Source organism: Variovorax sp. Soil_C_17 (assembly GCF_057657265.1).
Map to the genome: position 1 here is coordinate 268909 of NZ_JBDGIT010000006.1, position 19960 is coordinate 288868.

21 protein-coding genes and 1 tRNA gene are annotated in these 19960 nt (G+C 66.1%); 9 read left to right on the plus strand and 13 right to left on the minus strand.

All coding sequences use genetic code 11. From position 1 onward, the window contains the following. Nucleotides 1-6: 6 nt before the first annotated feature. From AC3A6Y_RS26115 to AC3A6Y_RS26125, 3 genes are all read left to right on the plus strand, one after another. Complete coding sequence (locus AC3A6Y_RS26115; protein ID WP_487871137.1) at nt 7-1935, plus strand: peptidylprolyl isomerase; 1929 nt, start codon at nt 7-9, stop codon at nt 1933-1935. A 30-nt stretch (nt 1936-1965) separates the two neighbouring features. Further along, a tRNA-His gene (locus AC3A6Y_RS26120) sits at nt 1966-2041 on the plus strand. An 8-nt stretch (nt 2042-2049) separates the two neighbouring features. After that, on the plus strand, nt 2050-2499 hold the full coding sequence (locus tag AC3A6Y_RS26125) for an H-NS histone family protein (protein ID WP_487871138.1): 450 nt from the start codon (nt 2050-2052) through the stop codon (nt 2497-2499). A gap of 64 nt (nt 2500-2563) precedes the next feature. Here AC3A6Y_RS26125 and AC3A6Y_RS26130 read toward each other — a convergent pair whose 3' ends face one another. Next, nucleotides 2564-3550 carry an NADPH:quinone oxidoreductase family protein gene (locus AC3A6Y_RS26130; protein WP_487871139.1) on the minus strand — a complete coding sequence of 329 codons (987 nt, stop codon included), beginning with the start codon at nt 3548-3550 and terminating at the stop codon, nt 2564-2566. A gap of 123 nt (nt 3551-3673) precedes the next feature. On the opposite strand from AC3A6Y_RS26130, the gene surE reads away from it, so the two are divergent. Genes surE through rlmD form a run of 5 tightly spaced genes read left to right on the plus strand, consistent with a single transcriptional unit; the run spans nt 3674 to nt 8682 of the window. Beyond that, a complete protein-coding gene (gene surE / locus AC3A6Y_RS26135; protein WP_487871140.1) occupies nt 3674-4438 on the plus strand; it encodes a 5'/3'-nucleotidase SurE in 765 nt (254 codons plus the stop codon). Nucleotides 4439-4440: 2 nt separating this feature from the next. Beyond that, entirely contained in the window at nt 4441-5214 is a 774-nt protein-coding gene (locus tag AC3A6Y_RS26140; RefSeq protein WP_487871141.1) for a protein-L-isoaspartate(D-aspartate) O-methyltransferase, read from the plus strand. An 11-nt stretch (nt 5215-5225) separates the two neighbouring features. Next, entirely contained in the window at nt 5226-6161 is a 936-nt protein-coding gene (locus AC3A6Y_RS26145; protein WP_487871142.1) for a peptidoglycan DD-metalloendopeptidase family protein, read from the plus strand. Nucleotides 6162-6169: 8 nt separating this feature from the next. Next, complete coding sequence (locus AC3A6Y_RS26150) at nt 6170-7201, plus strand: sigma-70 family RNA polymerase sigma factor (RefSeq protein WP_487871143.1); 1032 nt, start codon at nt 6170-6172, stop codon at nt 7199-7201. A 44-nt stretch (nt 7202-7245) separates the two neighbouring features. Next, nucleotides 7246-8682, plus strand: a complete 1437-nt coding sequence (gene rlmD, locus AC3A6Y_RS26155; protein WP_487871144.1) for a 23S rRNA (uracil(1939)-C(5))-methyltransferase RlmD — start codon at nt 7246-7248, stop codon at nt 8680-8682. A gap of 44 nt (nt 8683-8726) precedes the next feature. Here the strand turns inward: rlmD and AC3A6Y_RS26160 are convergent, their stop codons facing one another. Beyond that, nucleotides 8727-9428 carry a Bax inhibitor-1/YccA family protein gene (locus tag AC3A6Y_RS26160; protein ID WP_487871145.1) on the minus strand — a complete coding sequence of 234 codons (702 nt, stop codon included), beginning with the start codon at nt 9426-9428 and terminating at the stop codon, nt 8727-8729. 176 nt (nt 9429-9604) lie between these two features. Between AC3A6Y_RS26160 and AC3A6Y_RS26165 the strand changes: the two genes are divergently transcribed. Further along, on the plus strand, nt 9605-10012 hold the full coding sequence (locus AC3A6Y_RS26165; RefSeq protein WP_487871146.1) for a GlcG/HbpS family heme-binding protein: 408 nt from the start codon (nt 9605-9607) through the stop codon (nt 10010-10012). Nucleotides 10013-10195: 183 nt separating this feature from the next. On the opposite strand, the gene hemP is transcribed toward AC3A6Y_RS26165, so the two are convergent. The 11 genes from hemP to AC3A6Y_RS26220 form a co-directional block, all read right to left on the minus strand. Continuing rightward, a complete protein-coding gene (gene hemP, locus AC3A6Y_RS26170) occupies nt 10196-10408 on the minus strand; it encodes a hemin uptake protein HemP (protein ID WP_487871147.1) in 213 nt (70 codons plus the stop codon). A 94-nt stretch (nt 10409-10502) separates the two neighbouring features. Continuing rightward, the gene (locus tag AC3A6Y_RS26175) at nt 10503-10916 is read right to left on the minus strand and encodes an ExbD/TolR family protein (RefSeq protein WP_487871148.1); all 414 of its coding nucleotides are present in this window, start codon (nt 10914-10916) and stop codon (nt 10503-10505) included. 8 nt (nt 10917-10924) lie between these two features. Then, nucleotides 10925-11638, minus strand: coding sequence for a MotA/TolQ/ExbB proton channel family protein (locus AC3A6Y_RS26180; protein WP_487871149.1), 714 nt, complete (start codon nt 11636-11638; stop codon nt 10925-10927). A 19-nt stretch (nt 11639-11657) separates the two neighbouring features. Further along, complete coding sequence (locus AC3A6Y_RS26185; RefSeq protein WP_487871194.1) at nt 11658-12350, minus strand: energy transducer TonB; 693 nt, start codon at nt 12348-12350, stop codon at nt 11658-11660. Nucleotides 12351-12451: 101 nt separating this feature from the next. Continuing rightward, nucleotides 12452-12724: a (2Fe-2S)-binding protein gene (locus tag AC3A6Y_RS26190; protein WP_487871150.1), complete on the minus strand. Its 273-nt coding sequence runs from the start codon at nt 12722-12724 to the stop codon at nt 12452-12454. Between the two features lie 115 nt (nt 12725-12839). Then, nucleotides 12840-13520: a Fe2+-dependent dioxygenase gene (locus tag AC3A6Y_RS26195; protein ID WP_487871195.1), complete on the minus strand. Its 681-nt coding sequence runs from the start codon at nt 13518-13520 to the stop codon at nt 12840-12842. Nucleotides 13521-13607: 87 nt separating this feature from the next. Next, nucleotides 13608-15965 carry a catecholate siderophore receptor Fiu gene (locus tag AC3A6Y_RS26200; RefSeq protein WP_487871151.1) on the minus strand — a complete coding sequence of 786 codons (2358 nt, stop codon included), beginning with the start codon at nt 15963-15965 and terminating at the stop codon, nt 13608-13610. Between the two features lie 226 nt (nt 15966-16191). Continuing rightward, nucleotides 16192-17559, minus strand: coding sequence for a sulfite reductase subunit alpha (locus AC3A6Y_RS26205; protein ID WP_487871152.1), 1368 nt, complete (start codon nt 17557-17559; stop codon nt 16192-16194). Continuing rightward, nucleotides 17556-18473 carry an FAD:protein FMN transferase gene (locus tag AC3A6Y_RS26210; protein ID WP_487871153.1) on the minus strand — a complete coding sequence of 306 codons (918 nt, stop codon included), beginning with the start codon at nt 18471-18473 and terminating at the stop codon, nt 17556-17558. The genes AC3A6Y_RS26205 and AC3A6Y_RS26210 overlap by 4 nt, the downstream gene beginning before the upstream one ends. 110 nt (nt 18474-18583) lie before the next feature. Continuing rightward, entirely contained in the window at nt 18584-19384 is an 801-nt protein-coding gene (locus tag AC3A6Y_RS26215) for a DUF4198 domain-containing protein (RefSeq protein WP_487871154.1), read from the minus strand. 30 nt (nt 19385-19414) lie between these two features. Then, nucleotides 19415-19936, minus strand: coding sequence for a DUF2271 domain-containing protein (locus AC3A6Y_RS26220; RefSeq protein ID WP_487871155.1), 522 nt, complete (start codon nt 19934-19936; stop codon nt 19415-19417). Nucleotides 19937-19960: the final 24 nt, after the last annotated feature.

Sequence of the window (19960 nt, forward strand, 5' to 3'; positions counted from 1 at the left end):
CCATCCATGTTCGATTTCATCCGACAGCACAACAAAGTCCTGATGGTCGTCTTGTTCCTGTTGATCGTGCCGTCTTTCGTGGTGGTCGGCGTGCTGGATCGCTACAGCGGTTCGGGCGACAAGGGCGAGAAGGTTGCCAGCGTGGCAGGCGAGAGCATTCGCCGTCCCGACTGGGACGCGCAACATCGCAACGACATCGATCGCATCCGCCAGCAAAGGCCGGACGTGGATGCGGCGATGTTCGATACCGATACGGAACGCTTCGCGACCCTGGAGCGCATGGTGCGCGACCGCGTGCTGGCGGCGGCCGCGGCGCAGGATCACTTCGTGGTGACGGAGCAGCGGCAGCTGGAGATCTTCCAGAACGACCCGGGGCTGGCCAGCTTCGTGGTTGTCAAGGATGGCAAGCGCCAGTTCGATCGCGAGCTCTTTCAGCGTGCCACGGGCATGACGCCCGAGCAGCACCAGGCCGCGCTCGCTGCGCAGATGACGCGCCAGCAGGTGCTGAAGGGCATCGCGGATACCGCCTTCGCAGCGCCGGCGCAGGCCGCCGCGACGCTCAATGCCTTCTATGACCAGCGCGAGATCCAGGTCGCGCGTTTCGCCCCCGGCGAGTTCGCGGCGAAGGTCAATGTGAGCGATGCGGATCTCGAGGCTTACTACAAGCAGCACGTTGCGCAGTTCCAGGTGCCGGAACAGGCGAACATCGAATACCTCGTGCTGGATCTCGAGGCTGCCAAGAAGAACATCGCCGTCAACGAGGCGGACCTACGGACCTACTACGAACAGAACAAGGAGCGCTTCGGCACGAAGGAGGAACGGCGTGCCAGCCACATCCTGATTACCGCGGCCTCAGGGGGCCCTGCCGCAGAGCGTGAAAAGGCGCGCGAGAAGGCGCAGCAGTTGCTGGCCGAGATCAAGAAGGCACCGGGCAGCTTCGCCGAGCTCGCGCGCAAGAATTCGCAGGACCCTGGCTCGGCGGAGAAGGGCGGCGACCTCGACTTCGTGACGCGCGGCGCGATGGTGAAGCCTTTCGAGGACGCGATGTTCGCTCTGAAGAAGGGCGAGGTCAGCGACGTGGTCGAGACCGAGTTCGGCTACCACATCATCCAGCTCAACGACATCAAGCCGGGCGTGGTGGCGCCTTTCGAGCAGGTGCGCGCGAAGATCGAGGACGAGGTCCGCGCGCAACAAGCCACGCAGGAGTTCGCCAAGGCGGCCGAGACCTTCACCGATGCCGTCTATCAGCAGCCCGACAGCTTGAAGCCGGCGGCCGACAAGCTGAAGCTCACGCTTCGGACTGCGGACAAGGTGCAGCGGACGCCGGCGCCCGGGGCGACGGGCGCCCTGGCCAGCCGCAATTTCATGAGCGCCCTGTTTGCCGCCGATTCCCTCGAGCGCAAGCACAACACGGAGGCGATCGAGATTGGCCCCAACCAGCTTGCATCGGGACGGGTGACGCAGCACTCGCCGGCCCGGGCGCAGCCTTTCGACGAGGTCAAGGACAAGGTTCGCATGCAACTCGTCGCCGAGCGCGCGTCGGCGCTGGCCAAGACCGAAGGCGAGGCCAAGCTCGCGGCTTGGCAATCGAACGCGGCAGGGGCGAACTTCGGCGCGGCGGTGACGGTTTCCCGGCTCGACGCACAGTCGCAGCCCACGCCGATCATCGAGAGTGCGCTGCGCGCCGACCCGGCCAAGCTGCCCTCGGTGGTGGGGGTGGATCTGGGCGCACAAGGCTATGCGGTCGTTCGCGTCAACAAGGCCGTTCCGCGCACGCCGCCTGCGCCGGAAGCGGCGCAGCAGGAAATCCAGCAGGTCGCAATGACCACGGCTGCGGCGGAGGCTGCTGCCTACTACGAACTGCTGAAGAGCCGGTTCAAGGCCGAGATCCTGGCGCCGAAGCCCGTCGATGCGGGCATGGTCGTCGGGCGCTAGTTTTTTCCGGCTACAATTGCCGGCTCTGCGGTGGCTGTAGCTCAGTTGGTAGAGTCCCAGATTGTGATTCTGGTCGTCGTGGGTTCGAGTCCCATCAGCCACCCCAAACCTTTGATGAAAAGCGCCGGTCAATCGACCGGCGCTTTTTTTTTGGGCCGGCCGCGCTTGCGGCAATTCGGACTTGAATTAGAATTCGGGCTTCCTAATTCGGAGGAGCTTTCACCGATGGCCTCAACACTTGCCGACATCAATTCCCAGATCAAGAAGCACGACGAGCAGATTGCGCAATTGCGCAAGCAAGCCGAGGAACTGCGCAATCAAGAGCGCGCGGGCGTGGTCGAGGAGTTGCGCAAGAAGATCGCCGAATACGGGCTGACCGCGGCCGATTTGAAGCTCACAGGCCGCAGTGGCCGGCGGGGAGCTCCCGTTGCGGCGGTGAAGTCTGCTGCGAAGTACCGCAGCCCTACCGGCGAAACCTGGTCCGGTGGACGTGGGCGCAAGCCGCGCTGGATCACCGAGGCGCTGGCCGCCGGCAAATCGCTGTCCGACTTCGAGATCCGCTAGTCTTTTGTCCTCTCCATTGAAAAAGCCCGCATTGCGGGCTTTTTCAATGGAGCCAATGGCGCCCTCAGTTGACCATGACGAGCTTGCCCTTGACGCCGCGCGAACCCATGTGCGCATAGGCGGCCTTGAGCTCTGCCATGGGCATGGTGCGGTCGATCACGGGCTTGATCTTGCCTTGGCCGTACCACTTCGCCAATTCGGCCATCATCTGGGCATTGGCCGCGGGTTCGCGCTTGGCGAAATCGCCCCAGAACACGCCCACCAACGATGCGCCTTTGAGCAGCATCAAATTGAGCGGGAGCGAGGGAATCGGCCCGGATGCGAAACCCACCACCAGATAGCGTCCCCTCCAGCCAATGGAGCGGAAAGCGGGCTCCGCGAATTCTCCGCCGACGGGGTCGTAAATCACGTCCGGACCTTTGCCGTCCGTCGCGCCCTTCACTGCATCCCGAAAGCCATTGGGAAGCGCGTGCGTGGTGTAGTTGATCGTGAGGTCCGCGCCGATGGATCGGCACAACTCGCATTTCTCGTCCGTCGATGCTGCGGCAATCACCTTGGCGCCTGCGGCTTTGGCAATCTGGATCGCGGCGGTGCCGACGCCGCCGGCCGCGCCCAGCACCAGCACGGTTTCGCCGGCTTTGAGTTGCGCGCGGTCCATCAATGCGTGCCAGGAGGTCGCGTAGATCATGATGAAGGCGGCTGCGTCGACATGCCCGAAGCCCTCGGGCAGCGGCATACAGAGCGCAGCGGGCGCCAGGGTGTGGGTTCCGAAGCCGCCGGTGCCCGACAAACAGGCGACGTTCTGGCCGACGCGCAAGTGAGTGACGCCTTCGCCGACGGCGGAGACCACGCCGGCATATTCGGACCCCGGCACGAAAGGGAGTGGCGGCTTGATCTGGTACTTGTTCTGCACGATCAGCAGATCGGGAAAGTTCAGGCTGGCCGCCTTGATCTCGATCAGCACCTGGCCCGGGCCGGGCGTGGGGGTCGGCAGTTCTTTCCAGGTCAGCGCGTCGACGCCGGTCGGGTTTTCGCAGAGCCATGCGTGCATGCTCGGGTCTCCTTGGGTGAATCTGGGGGCAACGGATCCAGGTCATGATAGGCGGGACCACAGGCGGGCATTGTCCCTGTCGTGACGCGCCCGCCGCCTACAATCGCGCGCACTACGAACGCCATGAAGATACTGATCTCAAACGACGATGGCTTCCAGGCTCCCGGCATCGTTGCATTGCACGATGCGCTCAAGGAGATAGCGGAAGTCGAAGTGGTTGCGCCCGAGCACAACAACAGCGCCAAGTCGAATGCGCTCACGCTCGCGGCACCGCTGTATGTGCACAAGGCACACAACGGTTTTCGCTATGTGACCGGCACGCCGGCCGATTGCGTGCACATCGCGCTCAAGGGGCTGCTCGACTACCGGCCCGATCTCGTGGTGTCCGGCATCAACAACGGTGCCAACATGGGCGACGACACGATCTATTCGGGCACCGTCGGCGCCGCCATGGAGGCGTACCTCTTCGGCATTCCGGCGATCGCCTTCTCCCAGATCGAGAAGGGCTGGGCGCATGTCGACGCTGCGGCGCGTGCGGCGCGGCGGCTGGTGGAGCAGATCGAGCGTGAGCGCATGCTCGCAGGCCCGACCTTCCTGCTCAACGTCAACGTGCCGAACCTGCCCTTCGAGGAGCTCAAGCCCATCAAGGTGTGCAGGCTGGGTCGCCGCCATGCAGCGGAGAAGGTCATCACGCAGGACAGCCCGCGCGGCGAGACCATGTACTGGATCGCGGGCGCGGGCGGCGCCAAGGACAGTGGCGAGGGCACCGACTTCCACGCGACGGCCGCCGGCCACATCGCGCTGACGCCGTTGCAGATCGACCTGACCGACCACGCTCACCTCGGGCAGTGGCGCGACACCGTGGCACGGCTGGGCGAGCTCTCCTGACCATGGCGAGCCAACGGCCTGGGTTTCCCGTGCGGCTCACGCCCACTGCGTCCGCGGCGACGCGCGGGCGCACCTCCGCCGTTCCGGCGAAGCCGCTCGTTCATCACACGCCGTCGATGGCCTCCGACGCCGTTCGCGCGCGCATGGTCCAGCGGCTTGCCGCGCAGGGCATCGCCGACGCGCGCGTGTTGCGGGCCATGAGCACGGTCGAGCGCCATCGTTTCGTCGACAGCGCCTTGGTCAATCAGGCCTACGAAGACACCAGCCTGCCGATCGGGCTGGGCCAGACCATTTCGAAGCCCAGCGTGGTGGCGCGGATGATCGAGCTGCTGCTCGGCGCGCCCGCCCTGGCGAACAAGCCGGGCGATCGGCTCGGGCGCGTGCTGGAGATCGGCACGGGCTGCGGTTACCAGGCCGCCGTGCTGAGCCATGTCGCGGCAGAGGTCTACAGCATCGAGCGCCTGCGCGGCCTGCACGAGCGCGCGCGCGCCAATCTGCGTCACTTCCGCTTGGCCACCGTGCACCTGCTCCTGGGCGACGGCATGGTGGGCTATGCAAAGGGTGCGCCCTATGCCGGCATCATCGCCGCGGCCGGCGGCGAGGCAGTGCCGGAGACATGGCTCGCGCAGCTCGCCGTCGGCGGCCGCATCGTCGCGCCGACACAGTCGGCGGCGGGTGGACAGTCCCTCGTCGTGATCGACAAAACCGCTCGCGGACTCGAGCGCCGCGTTCTTGAGGCGGTTCACTTTGTCCCCCTAAAATCGGGAATTGCTTGAAGGAAGAACACATGCAGGGTATTGGCAATCGGGGCTGGCTTGCTGGCGTGACGCTGCTGGTCGCACTCTTGATTGCGGGGTGTGCCGCGAAGCGCGGGCCCGTTCCGGTCGAGGACCGCGGCACGATGATCGGTGCGCCGGCTGTTGCCGCGCCAGCCGTCCCGGGCACACCTCCCATCACCACCGATCCATCGGGCAAGCCGCTGCCGGGGATCGAGAACTACGGCAAGCCCGGCTACTACGCCGTGCGTCCCGGCGACACCATTCGCCGCATCGGCACGGAGACGGGCCAGAACTGGCGCGATATCGCGCGCTGGAACAATCTCGACAATCCGGACCTGATCGAAGTGGGCCAGGTGCTGCGTGTGATCCCGCCTGCGGGTGCGGCCGCAACCGCGGCAGTGCCGCCCGGGTCTGCTGCCACCGATGCGGCACGGACCGCTGTCGCCACACCCGCCACAGGGACTGCCGCCGCTGCAGTGCCGGCTCCCGCAGCGGCGGCGAGCGCGGCTGCCAAGCCCACGCCTTCCATCGTCACGGCTTCGCCCGCGACGCCGGCCGCCACGGCTTCGGGCGATGAAGACGTGGGTTGGATCTGGCCTGCCCAGGGTTCATTGATAGCAGGCTTCGACGAGGCCAAGAACAAGGGCCTCGACATCGGCGGCAAGGCCGGCGACTCGGTGCTCGCCGCGGCCGATGGGCGTGTCGTCTATGCGGGTGCCGGCCTGCGCGGCTACGGCAACCTGATCATTCTCAAGCACAACAACACCTATCTCACCGCCTACGCGCATAACCGAACGCTGCTGGTGAAGGAAGACCAATCGGTGCAGAAAGGGCAGAAGATCGCCGAGATGGGCAACAGCGACGCTGACCGCGTGAAGCTGCACTTCGAAATTCGCCGGCAGGGCAAGCCTGTCGACCCGGCGCGCTATCTGCCCGCCCGCTAGGACCATGCATGGCTGCCTCTCGCCTGCGTCGCGCTCGCATCGTGCGGCGCGCGGCGGGTAACGGCGGCACAGTCCCATTCGGTGCCTTCGGTCCTGCCGTTCCTTCGGACGAGGCGGGCGAGCGTGTCGGCGGCGAGGAGGCGCAAGACACTTCGCGTGAAGCCGCCCCGCTCGATCTGGGCGGCGAGGGCGGCGATTCGCTGACGCTCTACCTGCGCGAGATCCGGCGAACCGAGCTGTTCACCCCCGACGAGGAATACCGCACGGCCTGCGCCGCGCGTGGCGGTGACTTCTCGGCGCGCCAGTCGATGATCGAGCACAACCTGCGGCTCGTAGTGAACATCGCGAAAGGCTACCTTGGCCGCGGCGTTCCGCTCGCGGACCTGATCGAGGAGGGCAACCTCGGCCTGATGCACGCGATCAACAAGTTCGAGCCCGAGCGCGGGTTTCGATTCTCGACCTACGCGACCTGGTGGATCCGCCAGTCGATCGAACGCGCGGCAATGATGCAGGCGCGTGCGATTCGCCTGCCGGTGCACGTCGTGCGCGAACTGCAGCAGGTGATGCGCGCGCGGAGAACGCTGGAGGGCGATGCCGACTTCATCGCGCGCCGCCCCGAGGGCGTGCGTGTCGAAGATGTGGCCGCACTGCTGGGTCGCGAGGTGCAGGCCGTGGCCGATCTGATGGCCCTGGCCGAGGCGCCGCGTTCGCTGGATGCCGGCAGCGAGCGCAGCGAAGACAGCTTCAGTCTCGCCGATACGGTGGCCTCCGAGGACGAGCACAGCGATCCGACGGGCACCACCCAGACCCATGAGGTCGAGAAGCTCCTCGACCAGTGGATCCTCGCACTGAGCGATCGCGAACGCGAGGTGCTGGAAGGGCGCTACGGCCTGCATGACCGCGATCCGGAGACGCTCGAAGTGCTGAGCGTGCGCCTGGGCCTCACGCGCGAACGCGTGCGGCAGATCCAGAACGAGGCCCTCGCAAAGATGCGGCGCCAGCTCGCCCGCGCGGGCGTGCAGCGGGACGCGCTCTTGTAGGCGTTTCGACACGGCAGGGCATTCCGCCCTGAGACAATCCGTGGATGACGGAATCGACAGGAAGCAAAGAGGCGCAGCAGCAGCCCCACGATGAATGGCTGCAGGTCGAATCGCTCGATCTCGACGCGCAAGGCGTGGCACACAAGGCCAGCGGCATGGTGGTGTTCATCGAGGGCGCGCTGCCCTTCGAGGAAGTGCAACTCAAGGTGCAGCGCAGGAAGAACAACTGGGAGCAGGGCACGGTGACCGCGATCCGCCGGGAATCCTCGCAGCGCGTGCGTCCCGGATGTCCGCATTTCGGGTTGCACCCCGGTGCCTGCGGCGGCTGCAAGATGCAGCATCTCGACGCCGCGGCGCAGGTGGCGGTGAAGCAGCGTGCGCTCGAGGACAACCTGTGGCATCTGGGCAAGGTGCGGCCGGAGAACATGCTGCGGCCGCTCGAGGGCCCGGCCTGGCATTACCGCTATCGTGCCCGGCTGTCGGTGCGCCACGTGGTCAAGAAAGGCACGGTGCTGATCGGCTTTCACGAACGCAAGAGCCGCTATCTCGCCGACATGCAGGTGTGTCCGGTGCTGCCGGTGCGCGTCAGCGCCATGCTCATGCCGCTGCGCGAGCTCATCGGGTCGATGGACGCGCGCGACACCTGCCCGCAGATCGAGCTGGCGTGCGGCGATGCGCCCGACGGCAGCGGACTCGGCGTGATCGCGTTGGTGTTGCGGCACCTGGAGCCGTTGTCGGCCGCGGACATCGCGCGACTCAAGTCCTTCGCCGCCGGGCACGAGGGCGTGCAGTGGTGGCTGCAGCCGAAGGGGCCCGAGACGGTGCGCCTGCTGGAACCCGGCGGGCCGGCCCTGGAATACCAGTTGCCGGAATTCGGCGTCACGATGCCGTTCAAGCCGACCGACTTCACCCAGGTCAATGCGCATATCAATCGTGTGCTCGTCAGTCGCGCCTTGCGCCTCCTCGACGTGCAGGCGGGGGAGCGCGTCATCGACTGGTTCTGCGGACTGGGCAATTTCACGCTCCCGCTCGCGACGCGCGCGCGGGAAGTGCTGGGCATCGAAGGCAGCGACACGCTGGTGGCCAGGGCCACGGAGAACCTGGCGCGCAATCAGGGCCCGGCGCCGGGCCGAGGCGCGCTGGCTCCTACCCGCTTCGCCGCCCGCAACTTGTTCGAGATGACGCCTGCGATGCTGGTGGCCGACGGCACTGCGGACAAATGGCTGGTGGATCCGCCGCGCGAGGGCGCCTTCGCGCTGGCCAAGGCACTGGCCGATCTGCATCAGCAGGATGAGGTGCCCAGGGATGGCTGGTCGCCGCCGAGGCGCATCGTCTACGTCAGCTGCAATCCCTCGACACTGGCGCGCGACGCCGGCCTGCTGGTGCACCAGGCGGGCTATCGCTGCACCTTCGCTGGCGTGGTCAACATGTTTCCGCACACGGCGCACGTCGAGTCGATCGCGGTGTTCGAGCGGGCATGAAAAAAGGGCCCGAAGGCCCTTTTTCGAATGCCCAGACCGCGCGATCAGTCGCGCTCGCCGCCAAAGATGCCCAGCAGGGCCAGCAGGCTCTGGAACACGTTGAACATGTCCAGGTAGAGCGCCAGCGTGGCGCTGATGTAGTTGGTTTCGCCGCCGTCCATGATCTGCTTGAGGTCATAGAGCATGTAGGCCGAGAAGATGCCGATCGCGGCAACCGAGATCGCGAGCATGCCGGCGCTGGAACCCACGAACACGTTGATGATGGCGCCGATCATCAGCACCAGTGCACCGACGAACAGCCACTTGCCCATGCCCGACAGGTCGCGCTTGATCACAGTGGCCAGCGAGGCCATCACGAAGAACACGCCGGCGGTGCCGCCGAAGGCGGTCATGACGAGCTCCGAGCCGTTCTTGAAGCCCAGCACCATCGCGATCAGCCGCGACAGCATGAGGCCCATGAAGAAGGTGAAGCCCAGCAGCACCGGCACGCCGGCCGCCGAGTTCTTGGTCTTTTCGATGGCGAAGATGAAGGCGAAGGCACCGCCCAGGAACACCATGAGGCCGATGCCGCCGCTGAGCGAGCGGGTGATTCCGGTGGCGACGCCCAGCCAGGCACCCAGCACGGTGGGCAGCAGGCTCAGGGCGAGCAGCCAGTAGGTGTTGCGCAGTACGCGCTGGCGCTCGACTTGCGGCAGCGCCTGGCCGTAGCCGGCGGTAGTGGCAAGGGTGTTGACTCGGTCGTTCATTGCTGAAACTCCTGATGTTGGCTGCGAGGCAGCAGTTGGGGTCATTCTAGGGGGCTGCAAGTACCCTCCTTGGAAAAGACCCGCCTCGGTATGGCGCTTAAGCGCACCCCGATTTTCGTGAGCGTTCGGGCGGGCGCGGGCGCTATGCTTGGCATTTGCTCATTATTCGCAAGACTATGAAGACCAAGTCATTTCTCGAACTCGCCGACGTCAAGGCGATCGCCGCAGCGGCGGAAGCCGAAGCGCTCAAGAACAACTGGGCGGTGACGATCGCCATCGCCGACGACGCGGGCAACCTGCTGTGGCTGCAGCGGCTGGACGGCGCCGCGGCCATCTCGTCGCATATCGCGCCCGCCAAGGCTCACACAACTGCCATGGGGCGGCGTGAGAGCAAGGTCTACGAGGACATGGTCAATGGCGGCCGCACCTCCTTCCTGTCGGCGCCCGGCATCGAGGGCTTGCTCGAAGGGGGGGTGCCGATCGTCAAGGACGGGCAGGTGATCGGCGCGGTCGGCGTCAGCGGCGTCAAGTCGAACGAGGATGCCCAGATCGCCAGAGCGGGCATCGCCGCGCTGGGCCTCTGATCGCCAGCGGCCGCCATGCAAAACGCCGACCTCGCGGTCGGCGCTTTTTCTTGTGGGTTCAAGGCGGGAAAAAAAGCTTGGCTAGTCGGCAAGAAGCCGTTTGGCTAGCAAAAAACGACCCTTCGGAGATCAGATCTCCTCGAGTCGCCCCACGATGAAACTTGCGCGAGGGGCGAACTGAAACTACTTGGTGAGGATCAGCTTGCCGAGTTTGGTGGCTTGAAGCCGGTACAACGAGCCGTTGTGCATGATGCCGACGATCTTGCCGCCCTTCAGAAGCTCCGCGCTCTCGAACAGCGTCGCAGGCCGGGGAGCCTCGCTGCTTGCTCGGCCGCCGCCCGAATGATCGAGCGAGGGATGGCGGAGGACACTGAACGCGTTCGGCACGGCTTGCATTGGGAATCCCTTCATCTAAACGGTAGGTGAATGATAATGATTCTCAATAAAAAGTCAATCGCTGCGATCGGTTTTTCGAGATTGCGGTTCGCGCCTATTTGGGATCCGGTTCGGTGATGAACCCGATCTTGCGAACGCCGGCCTCGCGCGCTGCCGACATGGCCTGCGCCACGCGCTCGTAACGCACTGCCTTGTCGCCGCGGATGTGCAGTTCGGGCTGCGGATCTTTGGCGGCCTCGGCGGCCAGCCGCGTCTTCAGTTCGTCATCGTTGATCTTCTGCTCGTTCCAGTAGTAGCTGCCGTCGGCCGCCACGGTGAAGAGGATGTTCTGCGGCTTGGTCTGCTCCGGTTCGCTGCTGGCGCGGGGGAGGTCGATGTTCACGGCGTGCTTCATCACCGGCACCGTGATGATGAAGATGATCAGGAGCACCAGCATGACGTCGACCAGCGGCGTCATGTTGATCTCGTTCATGACCTCGTCGGGTTCGTCCTGGGTTCCGAAAGCCATGGCGTTCCTCAGCCTTTCTTGAGCGGCACCACGGTCGCCTCGACGCCGCTTTGCACGCGGGCGCCAGTCACGAAGTAGGCATGGAGGTCGTGCGCGAAGCTGTTGAGCTTGGTCAGCACGAACTTGTTGCCCCGCACCAGCGCGTTGTAGCCGAGCACGGCGGGGATGGCGACTGCAAGGCCCAGTGCCGTCATGATCAGCGCCTCGCCGATCGGGCCTGCCACCTTGTCGATGGTGGCTTGGCCGGCAGAGCCGATGCTCATCAGGGCGTGATAGATGCCCCACACCGTGCCGAAGAGCCCGATGAACGGTGCCGTCGAGCCGACGGAAGCCAGGATCGCGAGGCCGGTCTGCAGGCGGGCGGTGAATTCGTCGATGCCGTTGCGCAGCGCGCGCGTGATCCAGTCGCTCACGTCGAGAGCGTCGTGCAGATGCGCCTTGGTGTTGCGATGGTGCGCCGCGGCCTCGCGGCCCTCCAGCGCGAGCGCGCGAAAGGGATTGCCGTCGTCCTTGCCGAGTTTGTTCAGCGCGGTGGCGAAGTCTTCGCTGTGCCAGAAGTCCTGCGAGTGCTTGGCGAGGCGCTTGTAGCGGACGATGTCCAGCGCCTTGATCAGGATCACGATCCAGGACGCGAGGGACATGCCGATCAGAAGCAGGGCCACGGCCCGTGTGACGAAGTCGCCCTGATTCCAGACATTCATCAGGCCAAAGTGGGAATCCATAAACACTCCAAGGAAAGAATTAGTTCAGTACGAAATTCACCGGAGCCTCGTAGGACATCGTTTGCGCGACTCCACCGACCTTGCCGGGTGAGAAGCGGCATCTCAACATGGCTTCTCTCGCCGCTTCGTCCAGCCGATCGAAGCCGCTGGATCTGCGGATGTCGACCTGCTTGGGCGAACCATCCGCACCCACGACGATCTTGACGATGACCTTGCCCTGCTCGCCCAGGCGCTTGCTCATGGACGGATAGGTCGGCTTGCAACTCTGCGCGTAGTCCGCGTCCGTGCTGGGCAATTGCACCGCGGGTGGCGCCGGCGGCGCGGGGGGCGGGGCTGGCGGTGCCGGCGGCGCGGGCGGTGCAATGGGGGCCGGCGGTGGAGGCGGTTCGACCGTCCCCGTGGGGGCGCTTGGGGCCGGCGTGGGCTTGGGCTCCCGAACGGCCTGCGGCCGTGGCGGGGGCGGCGCCTTGGTGATCTGGGGCTTCGGTGGTGGAGGTGGCGGAGGAGGCGGAGGCTCTTGCGGCTTGGGCGGCTCGATGAACTCGCTCAGGATCTCCACCGGAATGACCACCTCGGCGGCTCGCCGCAGCAGGCCGCTTTGCAGTGCCCAGAGCGCCGCCACGTGGAAGAGCACCACGCCGCTTGCGATCAGCGCGTTGCGCGAGAGGCCCAGAAAAGAAGGCGGCGGCGAAGAGAAGCGGTCAGACACGATCAAACATTCGAGTGCCGGCACCTTGGAAGGTGCCGGGTGCAGCAAACCGCCGGCTGTAACTTACTTGCGAAAAACCCACCAGGCCGAGCCTGTGACGACGATCAGGCTGATGCCGAGTGCCGAGAAGAGTTCCATGCCCTGCTTTCCGTGATGGCGCTGGCGAGCTGGATCGGACTCGGCTCCGATTCGCGGCTCAACGCGGCGATCGGGTGGGAGGCACTGCACTGCGCGACCACATCGCGTGCGCAGCTCTCGCATTGGCCGCACTGGGTGGCGACGCCGAGCTCGAATTGCACATCGTCGAAAGTCATCCCCGCCCGCACATGGCGCGCGATCTCGCGGTCTGACACTCGGCGACATACGCAAACGATCATGGCGGTAGGGCGGCAGTCTGGCTGGCTGGTGATAGGAGTCGTGATTATAAATACGAATCCCTCGCATTTGCAACAACTATGGGCAAATGGGTTGTACAGCGGGCGGCTGCCAGGCTCAGACTTCGGCCCAGAGGCGCAGCAGGTTGTGATAGTGGCCCGTGAGCGCCACGGTCTCCTCACATTCGCCGATGCGTCCGCGCAGCTTGAGGATGTTCTGGTCGAGTTCGAACAGCATGGCTCGCTGGCCGTCGTCGCGCACCATGCTCTGAACCCAGAAGAACGCGCAGGTGCGGGCGCCGTGGGTCACCGGGTGCACGCGGTGCAGGCTGCTCGACGGATAGAGGATCAGGTCGCCCGCGGGCAGCTTGACCTCGTGCGCGCCGTAGGTGTCGACGACCTCCAGCTCGCCGCCTTCGTAGTCGTCCGGATCACACAGGAAGAGGGTGCAGGAGAGATCTGTGCGCAGCTGCTCGCCCGTGCCCGGCACGGAACGCACCGATCCATCGACGTGAAGTCCGTAGTGCTCCCCGCCTTCGTAGCGGTTGAACAGCGGCGGCACGAAGCGCAGCGGCAGGGCGGCCGAGAAGAAGAGCGGGTGGCGCGCCAAAGCCTGCAGGATCGTCTTGCCGAGTTCGCGGCCCACCGTGGAGTGCTCCGGCAACTGCCGGTTGCGCTTGACCTGGGCGCCTTGCTCGCCGACGGTTTCGCGGCCATCGACCCAGTCGGTGCCGTCGAGCGCCGCGCGGATGTCGCACACCTGTTCCGCGCTGAGGACATTGGGCACATGCAGCATCATCTTGTGGAGCTCTCTCAATGAAAAAAGCCCCGGCGACGGCCGGGGCTCGAGTGTCGCATCGCCCGGGCAGGCGGCGCGACGCTCGCATCAGAACGTGAAGTTGGCCGTGAGCCGTCCGGAGCGCGGGATGCCGGGCACGTAGCGATAGCCGCTCTTGTTGATCGCCGCCACGTACTCCTTGTCGAACAGGTTGTAGATGTTCAGCTGGATCTCGACGTTCTTGCTGACGCGATAGGACGCCATTGCGTCGAACACCCAGTACGACTCGGTGTAGGCCGGAGTGCCCACGGCGCCGTCGAAGCCCTTGGTCAGCCTGCCGTTGTAGCGGGCGCCGCCGCCGATCGTCAGGCCGAAGGGAAACTGATAGGTCGTCCACGCCGTGAATGCCCGCTTCGGCGTGTAGGGAAGCACCGTGATCCGGTCCTGCGCGTTGGTGGAGCCGTTGACCTTGGTGTTCATGGTCGTGAAACCTGCGCTCACGCCCCAGTTGTCGGTGATCGCGCCGGCCGCACCCAGTTCGATGCCTTGCACGCGCTTCTTGCCGGTCTGTGTAAAGACGGCGGCGTTGGTCGGATCCTGCACCACCTCGTTGCGCACCTCGGTGCGGTAGAGCGCCGCGGTCAGCGCCAGGCGCTTGTTCAGCACGTCCCACTTGGTGCCCACTTCATAGGTCTTGGCCTTCTGCGGCAGGAAGTCGGTGCGTCCGGCGTTGTTGCCGGTACCCGCCGCTGCCAGTGCGAAGTTGGCGCCGCCCGGAGGTTGGGCGGCCGTCCCGTAGGCCGCGTAGACGCTGCCGTTTTCCGCCGGTTTGTAGACGACGCCCAGCTTGCCGGTGAACAGCCCGTCCGATGCCGAGAGGCTGGTCGGCGTGATCGTCCGCGACGGCAGCGCCAGCGCCGTCGAGTTGAAGTCGGTGCTGTAGTGGTCGTAGCGCAGGCCGCCCGTGATCTGCCACTGCTCGTTGAGCTTGAGGGTGTCGAACGCATACAGCCCGACGGTGTCCGTCCTGCCGTTGGAACCGGTGCCGTTGCGCAGCCGGTTGTAGCCCACGACGTCGGGGTTCGGGTTGTACAGGTTTGCGTCGGGCCAGGAGCCCGCAGGCGCGAAGGTCGTGTTGACGCTGGCGAAGCCCGGCGCGAAGAAGTTGAGATTGCTCTGTTCTTCCCTGAGGAGTTCGAGACCCGCACTGATCGAGTGGCTGATACCGCCTGTGTCGACCCTGGCGGTCACGTTGGTCTGGTTCACGAAGATCTTGTTTTCCTGGTCCTTGTTGGTCGGCGTGTTGCGCCGGAAAGTCCAGGAGGCGGGCAGGCTCGGGTTCGGCGTGGCGAGGAAGCCCGAATTGGCCGCGGGCGCGGCCCCGCTCGCCGCAAGGCCGCCCAGCACGAAAGAGGTGAGCATGTAGTCCTGCGTGGTCCTGCCAAAGCGCGTGGTGTTGCGCAGCGTGACGTTCGGCGAGATGTCGTGCTCCACGCGGGCGGTGAACATGTCCGAGGTGACGTTGTCGAAATCCGAGCGCGTGCCATAGAAGTTGCTCGGGTCGACCGGGGACGCGAAGTTGAGGAAGGTGCGGCGGCGAGCGCCGAGCGCCAGCGGGTCCGGGTTGGCGTAGCCCGGCAGGCCGATGGTCGGAACGCCCCCGTCCGGAACGTTGTCCTGCTTGACATGCACATAGTCGAGGAAGATGCGCGTCGGCGTGTTCAGGCCGAAGGCCAGCGAGGGTGCAATGGCCCAGCGCTTGTTCTTCACGAAGTCGCGCCCGGCGACGCCGCCGTCCTGTGCCACGGCGTTGAGGCGGAAGGCCGTGCCGGAGCCGTCGGCAGCGCTGATGATCTTGTTCCAGTCGATGCTGGTGCGGGCGTAGTCGGCGCTGCCGAAGCTCACCGAGCCCGCGAAGCTGTCCTCGAGGCGCGGCTTCTTGGTAATGAGGTTGATGTAGCCGGTGGGTGCGGTGCGTCCCACGTCGGTGCTCGCCGGGCCCTTGACCACCTCGACCTGCTCGACGTTGAACACGTCGCGCGACACCGATCCCAGGTCCCGGACGCCGTCGACGAAGATGCTGCTCGAAGTGTCGAAGCCGCGCATGAAGATCGTGTCGCCGGTGCTGGTGTTGCCGTTCTCGCCGAGGAAGAAGGTGCCCGCGCCCGGGATGTTGCGCAGCGCCTCGGTCAGGGTGGTGGCGCCCTGTTCGCGAATGATCTGCTCGCGCACGACCGAGATGGTCTTCGGCGTGTCGAGCAGCGGCGCGGTGAACTTGGGGTTGGCAGAGGTGTCCGCCTTGTAGTCGGCCGAAGCGCCTTCGACGCGCACTTCCTTGAGGGTGCTGGTGGATGTCTGCGCCGAGGCGGGCAGCGCGGTGAGCGCCATGAGGGTGGCGGCGGCTGCGCTGCCGAGCGGCGGCAAGGCACGTGCGACGGCGTGCTTGCGGCTCTTGATGTAGGCCATGAAGGGTTCTCCGGAAGATCTGATGTGAGAACTCGACTGGCTGGTCCCATCGGCGCCCTGGGCTAGGCGACGGGGATTGGCTGGGTGAGCTTGAGTCGCGAACAAGGGCGAGACCGGCGTGAATGATAATGAATCGCAATACCTTTGTTAACGTTTTACAAGCTCTGATGCGAAATTCTTCGTAGGCTCGTTGCCCGGCGGCCACTGATGGCGTGGACCACCGAAGTCAGTAGACGTCGCGCCGATAACGCCCGTCGGCGTTGAGTTCGCGCATGAAGGGTTCGCCTGCGATCTGGCGCAGGGCTGCGTCGACGCCCGTAGCCATGCCCTGCAGACTGCCGCAGACGTATACGGCGGCGCCTCGCGCCAGCCAGGCCCGCACCTCCTCGGAGGCCTGCAGCAGGCGATGCTGCACGTACTGGCGTTCGGCTTGATCACGCGAAAAGACCATGTCGAGACGGCGCAGCGTGCCCGAGGCCTGCCATGCCTCGATCTCCTGACGGTAGAGGAAGTCGTGCCGCGCATTTCGCTCGCCGAACACCAGCCAGTTGTCGTGCTGGCCGGCCGCGGCGCGGGCGCGCAGGTGGCTGCGCAGGCCCGCCAGGCCCGTCCCGTTGCCGACGAGGATCAAAGGCCGCTCGGCATTCGTCCCCAGGCGGAAGTTGCGGTGCTGCCGCAGGCGCAGCGCGATGCTGTCGCCGATCGCCAGCGTCGAACTCAGCAAGCCGGAGGCGGCGCCGAGCGTTCCGTCGGGGTGCCCCTCCTGGCGCACCAGCAGGTGGAGCTGGCCATCGGCCGGGATCGAGGCGATCGAATAGTCGCGCGGGCGGGCGGGGTCGCTGACCAGCGCGATCTGGGCGATGTCCCCGGATTGCCACTGTGCCGACTGCCCGGCGGGCGGCTCGAATGCCAGGTGGTACAGGGGCGCGCCGGCGCTTCCGGCATTCAGCAATTCCCGCGCGCGGAGTCGCCAGGGAAGGAACTCGCTGTCGTCGTTTCCGGGTGTCGTCGACAGCGTGCCGGCCCCGCCGCACAGCGTCTGCCACCGGGCCAGGGCGGCAGGGTTGCCGTTGTCGACCTCGATGCGCTCGAAGGCTCGCGTGGCGCCTGTGGAATGAAGCCATTCGTCGAGCGCCCGGCCGAATCCGCAGAAGTTCGCGTATTGGCGATCGCCCAGCGCGAGCACGGCGTAGCGCAGCGAAGTCAGATCCATGCCGGCTCGCATCACGTCCGCCGCGAACACGCTGGCGCCGTCGGGCGCGTCACCTTCGCCGTAGGTGCTGGCAACGAAGAGGGCCGAGCCTGCGCCGCTCAGCGTCTGCGCATCGGCTTCGTTGAGCGGGATCACGCGCACCGGCTTTCCGGCGTCGCGCAGCCAGCCGGCGGTTTGCCAGGCGAGGGCCTCGGCCTGGCCGGTCTGGCTCGCGAAGAGCACCAAGGCTGCTTGCGAACTGCCGTCGCCTGCCATGGCAGCGGCGGTGCGCGCTGCCATCCGTCGACGATCGCGCTCCCGCCGGTACACGGCGAGGCACATCGCCGCATAGGCGCACACCGTCGCGCCGGCCGCCAGGGCGCGCAGGACCACCTCGCTCATGCGCTGTGCGCGGGCCAGCGAAGGGTGGCCACGACCCGCGGCTGCGTGCCTTCGCGGCAGACGAACAGAGCCGCGGCGGACTGGCGCTCGGCGAAAGCCAAGCCTTCCTCGGGTCCCAGCACTGCCAGGACGGTCGCCAGCGCATCGGCGTGCATGCATTCGCGATGCAGAACCGTCACCGAAGACAGCCCGTGGCGAGGCGGCTCGCCGTTGCGTGGATCGATGGTGTGCGACCAGCGCCGGCCGGCGTGTTCGTGCGTGTGCCAGCGGTCACCCGAGGTGGCGATCGATAAATTGGAAAGCGCAACGACGAGAGGGCGGCCGTTGGGCGCATCGACCTCGACTCGCCAGGAACCGCCGCCGGGGCGGTGGCCGGCGCCGCGCAGTTCACCTCCGACTTCGACGATGAAGTCCTCGAGGCCGAGCGTACGCAAGGCCTCCGCCACATGATCGACTGCGAAACCCTTGGCCACCCCCGAAAGATCGAGCATCGTGCCGCCCGTCTGCAGGATGGATCGGGTTCCCGGATCGAAGTCGAGCCGCTCCCAGCCGACCCGCGCCCGGGCTTGCGCGAGATCGGCCGGGGAGGGGGGCGCCCCCGAGGTGCAGGCTTGCGCTCCGAACCCCCACAACGAGATCAAGGGCCCGACGCTGGGATCGATCGCGCCGCCGCTTGCCGCGGCCCAGTGCAATGCGCAGCCCAGCACCTTGGCGAATTCCGGCGCCAGCGCGTGACGGCTGCCGGCGACCGCGCCGTTGAAGCGGCTGATCTCCGAGCCCGGCTCCCAGGTGCTCATCTGGGCGACCACGCGATGGAGCGCGGCTTGCACGGCGTGCCGGACTGTGCCGAGCTCGATCATCTTCGGATTGTCGAAGCGCAGCGACCAGGTCGTCCCCATCGTGCGGCCGCCCATCGCCTGAAGGCTGGCGGGATCGGCGCGGCGCGGCAGCGCGGCATTGGCGTAGCCGCTCGCCCAACGGGGGGAGAAGGAAGGCCGCGCGGTCGCGACCTCGGCAGGCGTGTTCAGGGCATCACTTCCAAGGTAGCGGCATAGCTCAGGCGCCGCTCCTTGGCCTGCGGGACCGACGTCTTGCTGTCCTTGGTACTGGCCTCGAGCCAGTACATGCCGGCCTGCGGCCAGGTCACGGAGAACTGGCCCTTGTCGTCGGTCTTGGCAGTGATTTCGTCCATCTTGTCTCGGTAGCGCGTGTTGCCCGGCGTGACGGTCACTTCGAGGTCCTTGGCGGGCCGGCCGTCGATCTGCAAGACGAAGCTGGCCTTCTCGCCCTTCATCAGGTCCGTGGGGTTGGTGGCGGAGACCAGTTCAAGGCCCTTTCCACTGGGCTGGAGCTTGCTGGGCTTGCCCACGGTGATGAAGGTTTCAATGCGGCCGGCCGACTGCGTGACTTCGACTTCTTCAGCATCCGCCGGGATCTGGCCCGCGATGTTCTCCGGCGTGCCGCGCGCGCGCTTCTGCTGGCCGGTGGCCTTGTCCTTCCAGCGCGCGAACACGCCGCCGTTGAGCACCGCGACACGGTAGGTGCCGGGCTGGGCGAGATGGAGGTCGAAGACGCTGCGCAGCTTGCCCTTGTGAACGTTCTCGGCCTTGATGGCGCTGCCGTCGGGTGCCGTGACCTCGAGGTTGTCCAGGGCGAGCGGGTTGTGATTGAAGAAGAACAGGTCGTTGGACACGGCCGCGTCGACCGTGATCCAGTCGCCCTTGGAAAGCACGGTGCTCGAGGGCAGCAGCCACAGGTTGTGTGCATGGACGGACGCGGCGGCAAGGGCGAGGGTCAGGGCCGCGGTGCGGAAAGCAAGCTTCATGGTGGAACCCGATGAGGAGGATGGGGGAATTCAGGGCTTGAGTTCGAGCTTCACTTCGCCAAGCTCGCTGTTGCCGGCGACCTGCGGCTGCGCGGCCGCCTTCGGTGGCCATTCGAACGGGATGCTCAGGATCTCGCGGCCACCGACCTCGCGTGCGGCTTCGACGTAGAGCTTGTAGGCGCCAGGCGCCAGCTTTGGAAGGGCGACCGAGCCTTCGGTGAAGCTGATCTGGTGCTTGCCCGCGGGCCGGGTGGCGCTGCTGACGCCATCGACCGGCATCTGCAGCTCGCGGCCAGTGCGGCGCCACCACTGGCGCATGTCCTTGAGCCACTTGGTGCCCTCTCCTTCTGCGCTGCCCTTGTTCTTGACGTCATACCAGACCGCCAGCGTGGCCGCGACCGACTGGTCGGCGCGTTCGATCCATGCCGCGACATAGGGCCGGTGGTATTCGGCCACCGTCAGGCGCGGCACCTCGATGTTGACCGTGAGACCGGCCGCGAAGGCAGGAGTACCGAAGAGCGCCGCGAGCGCAAGGGAATAGCGAACTTGCACCAAAACCTCTTCTCTTTCCAGGGA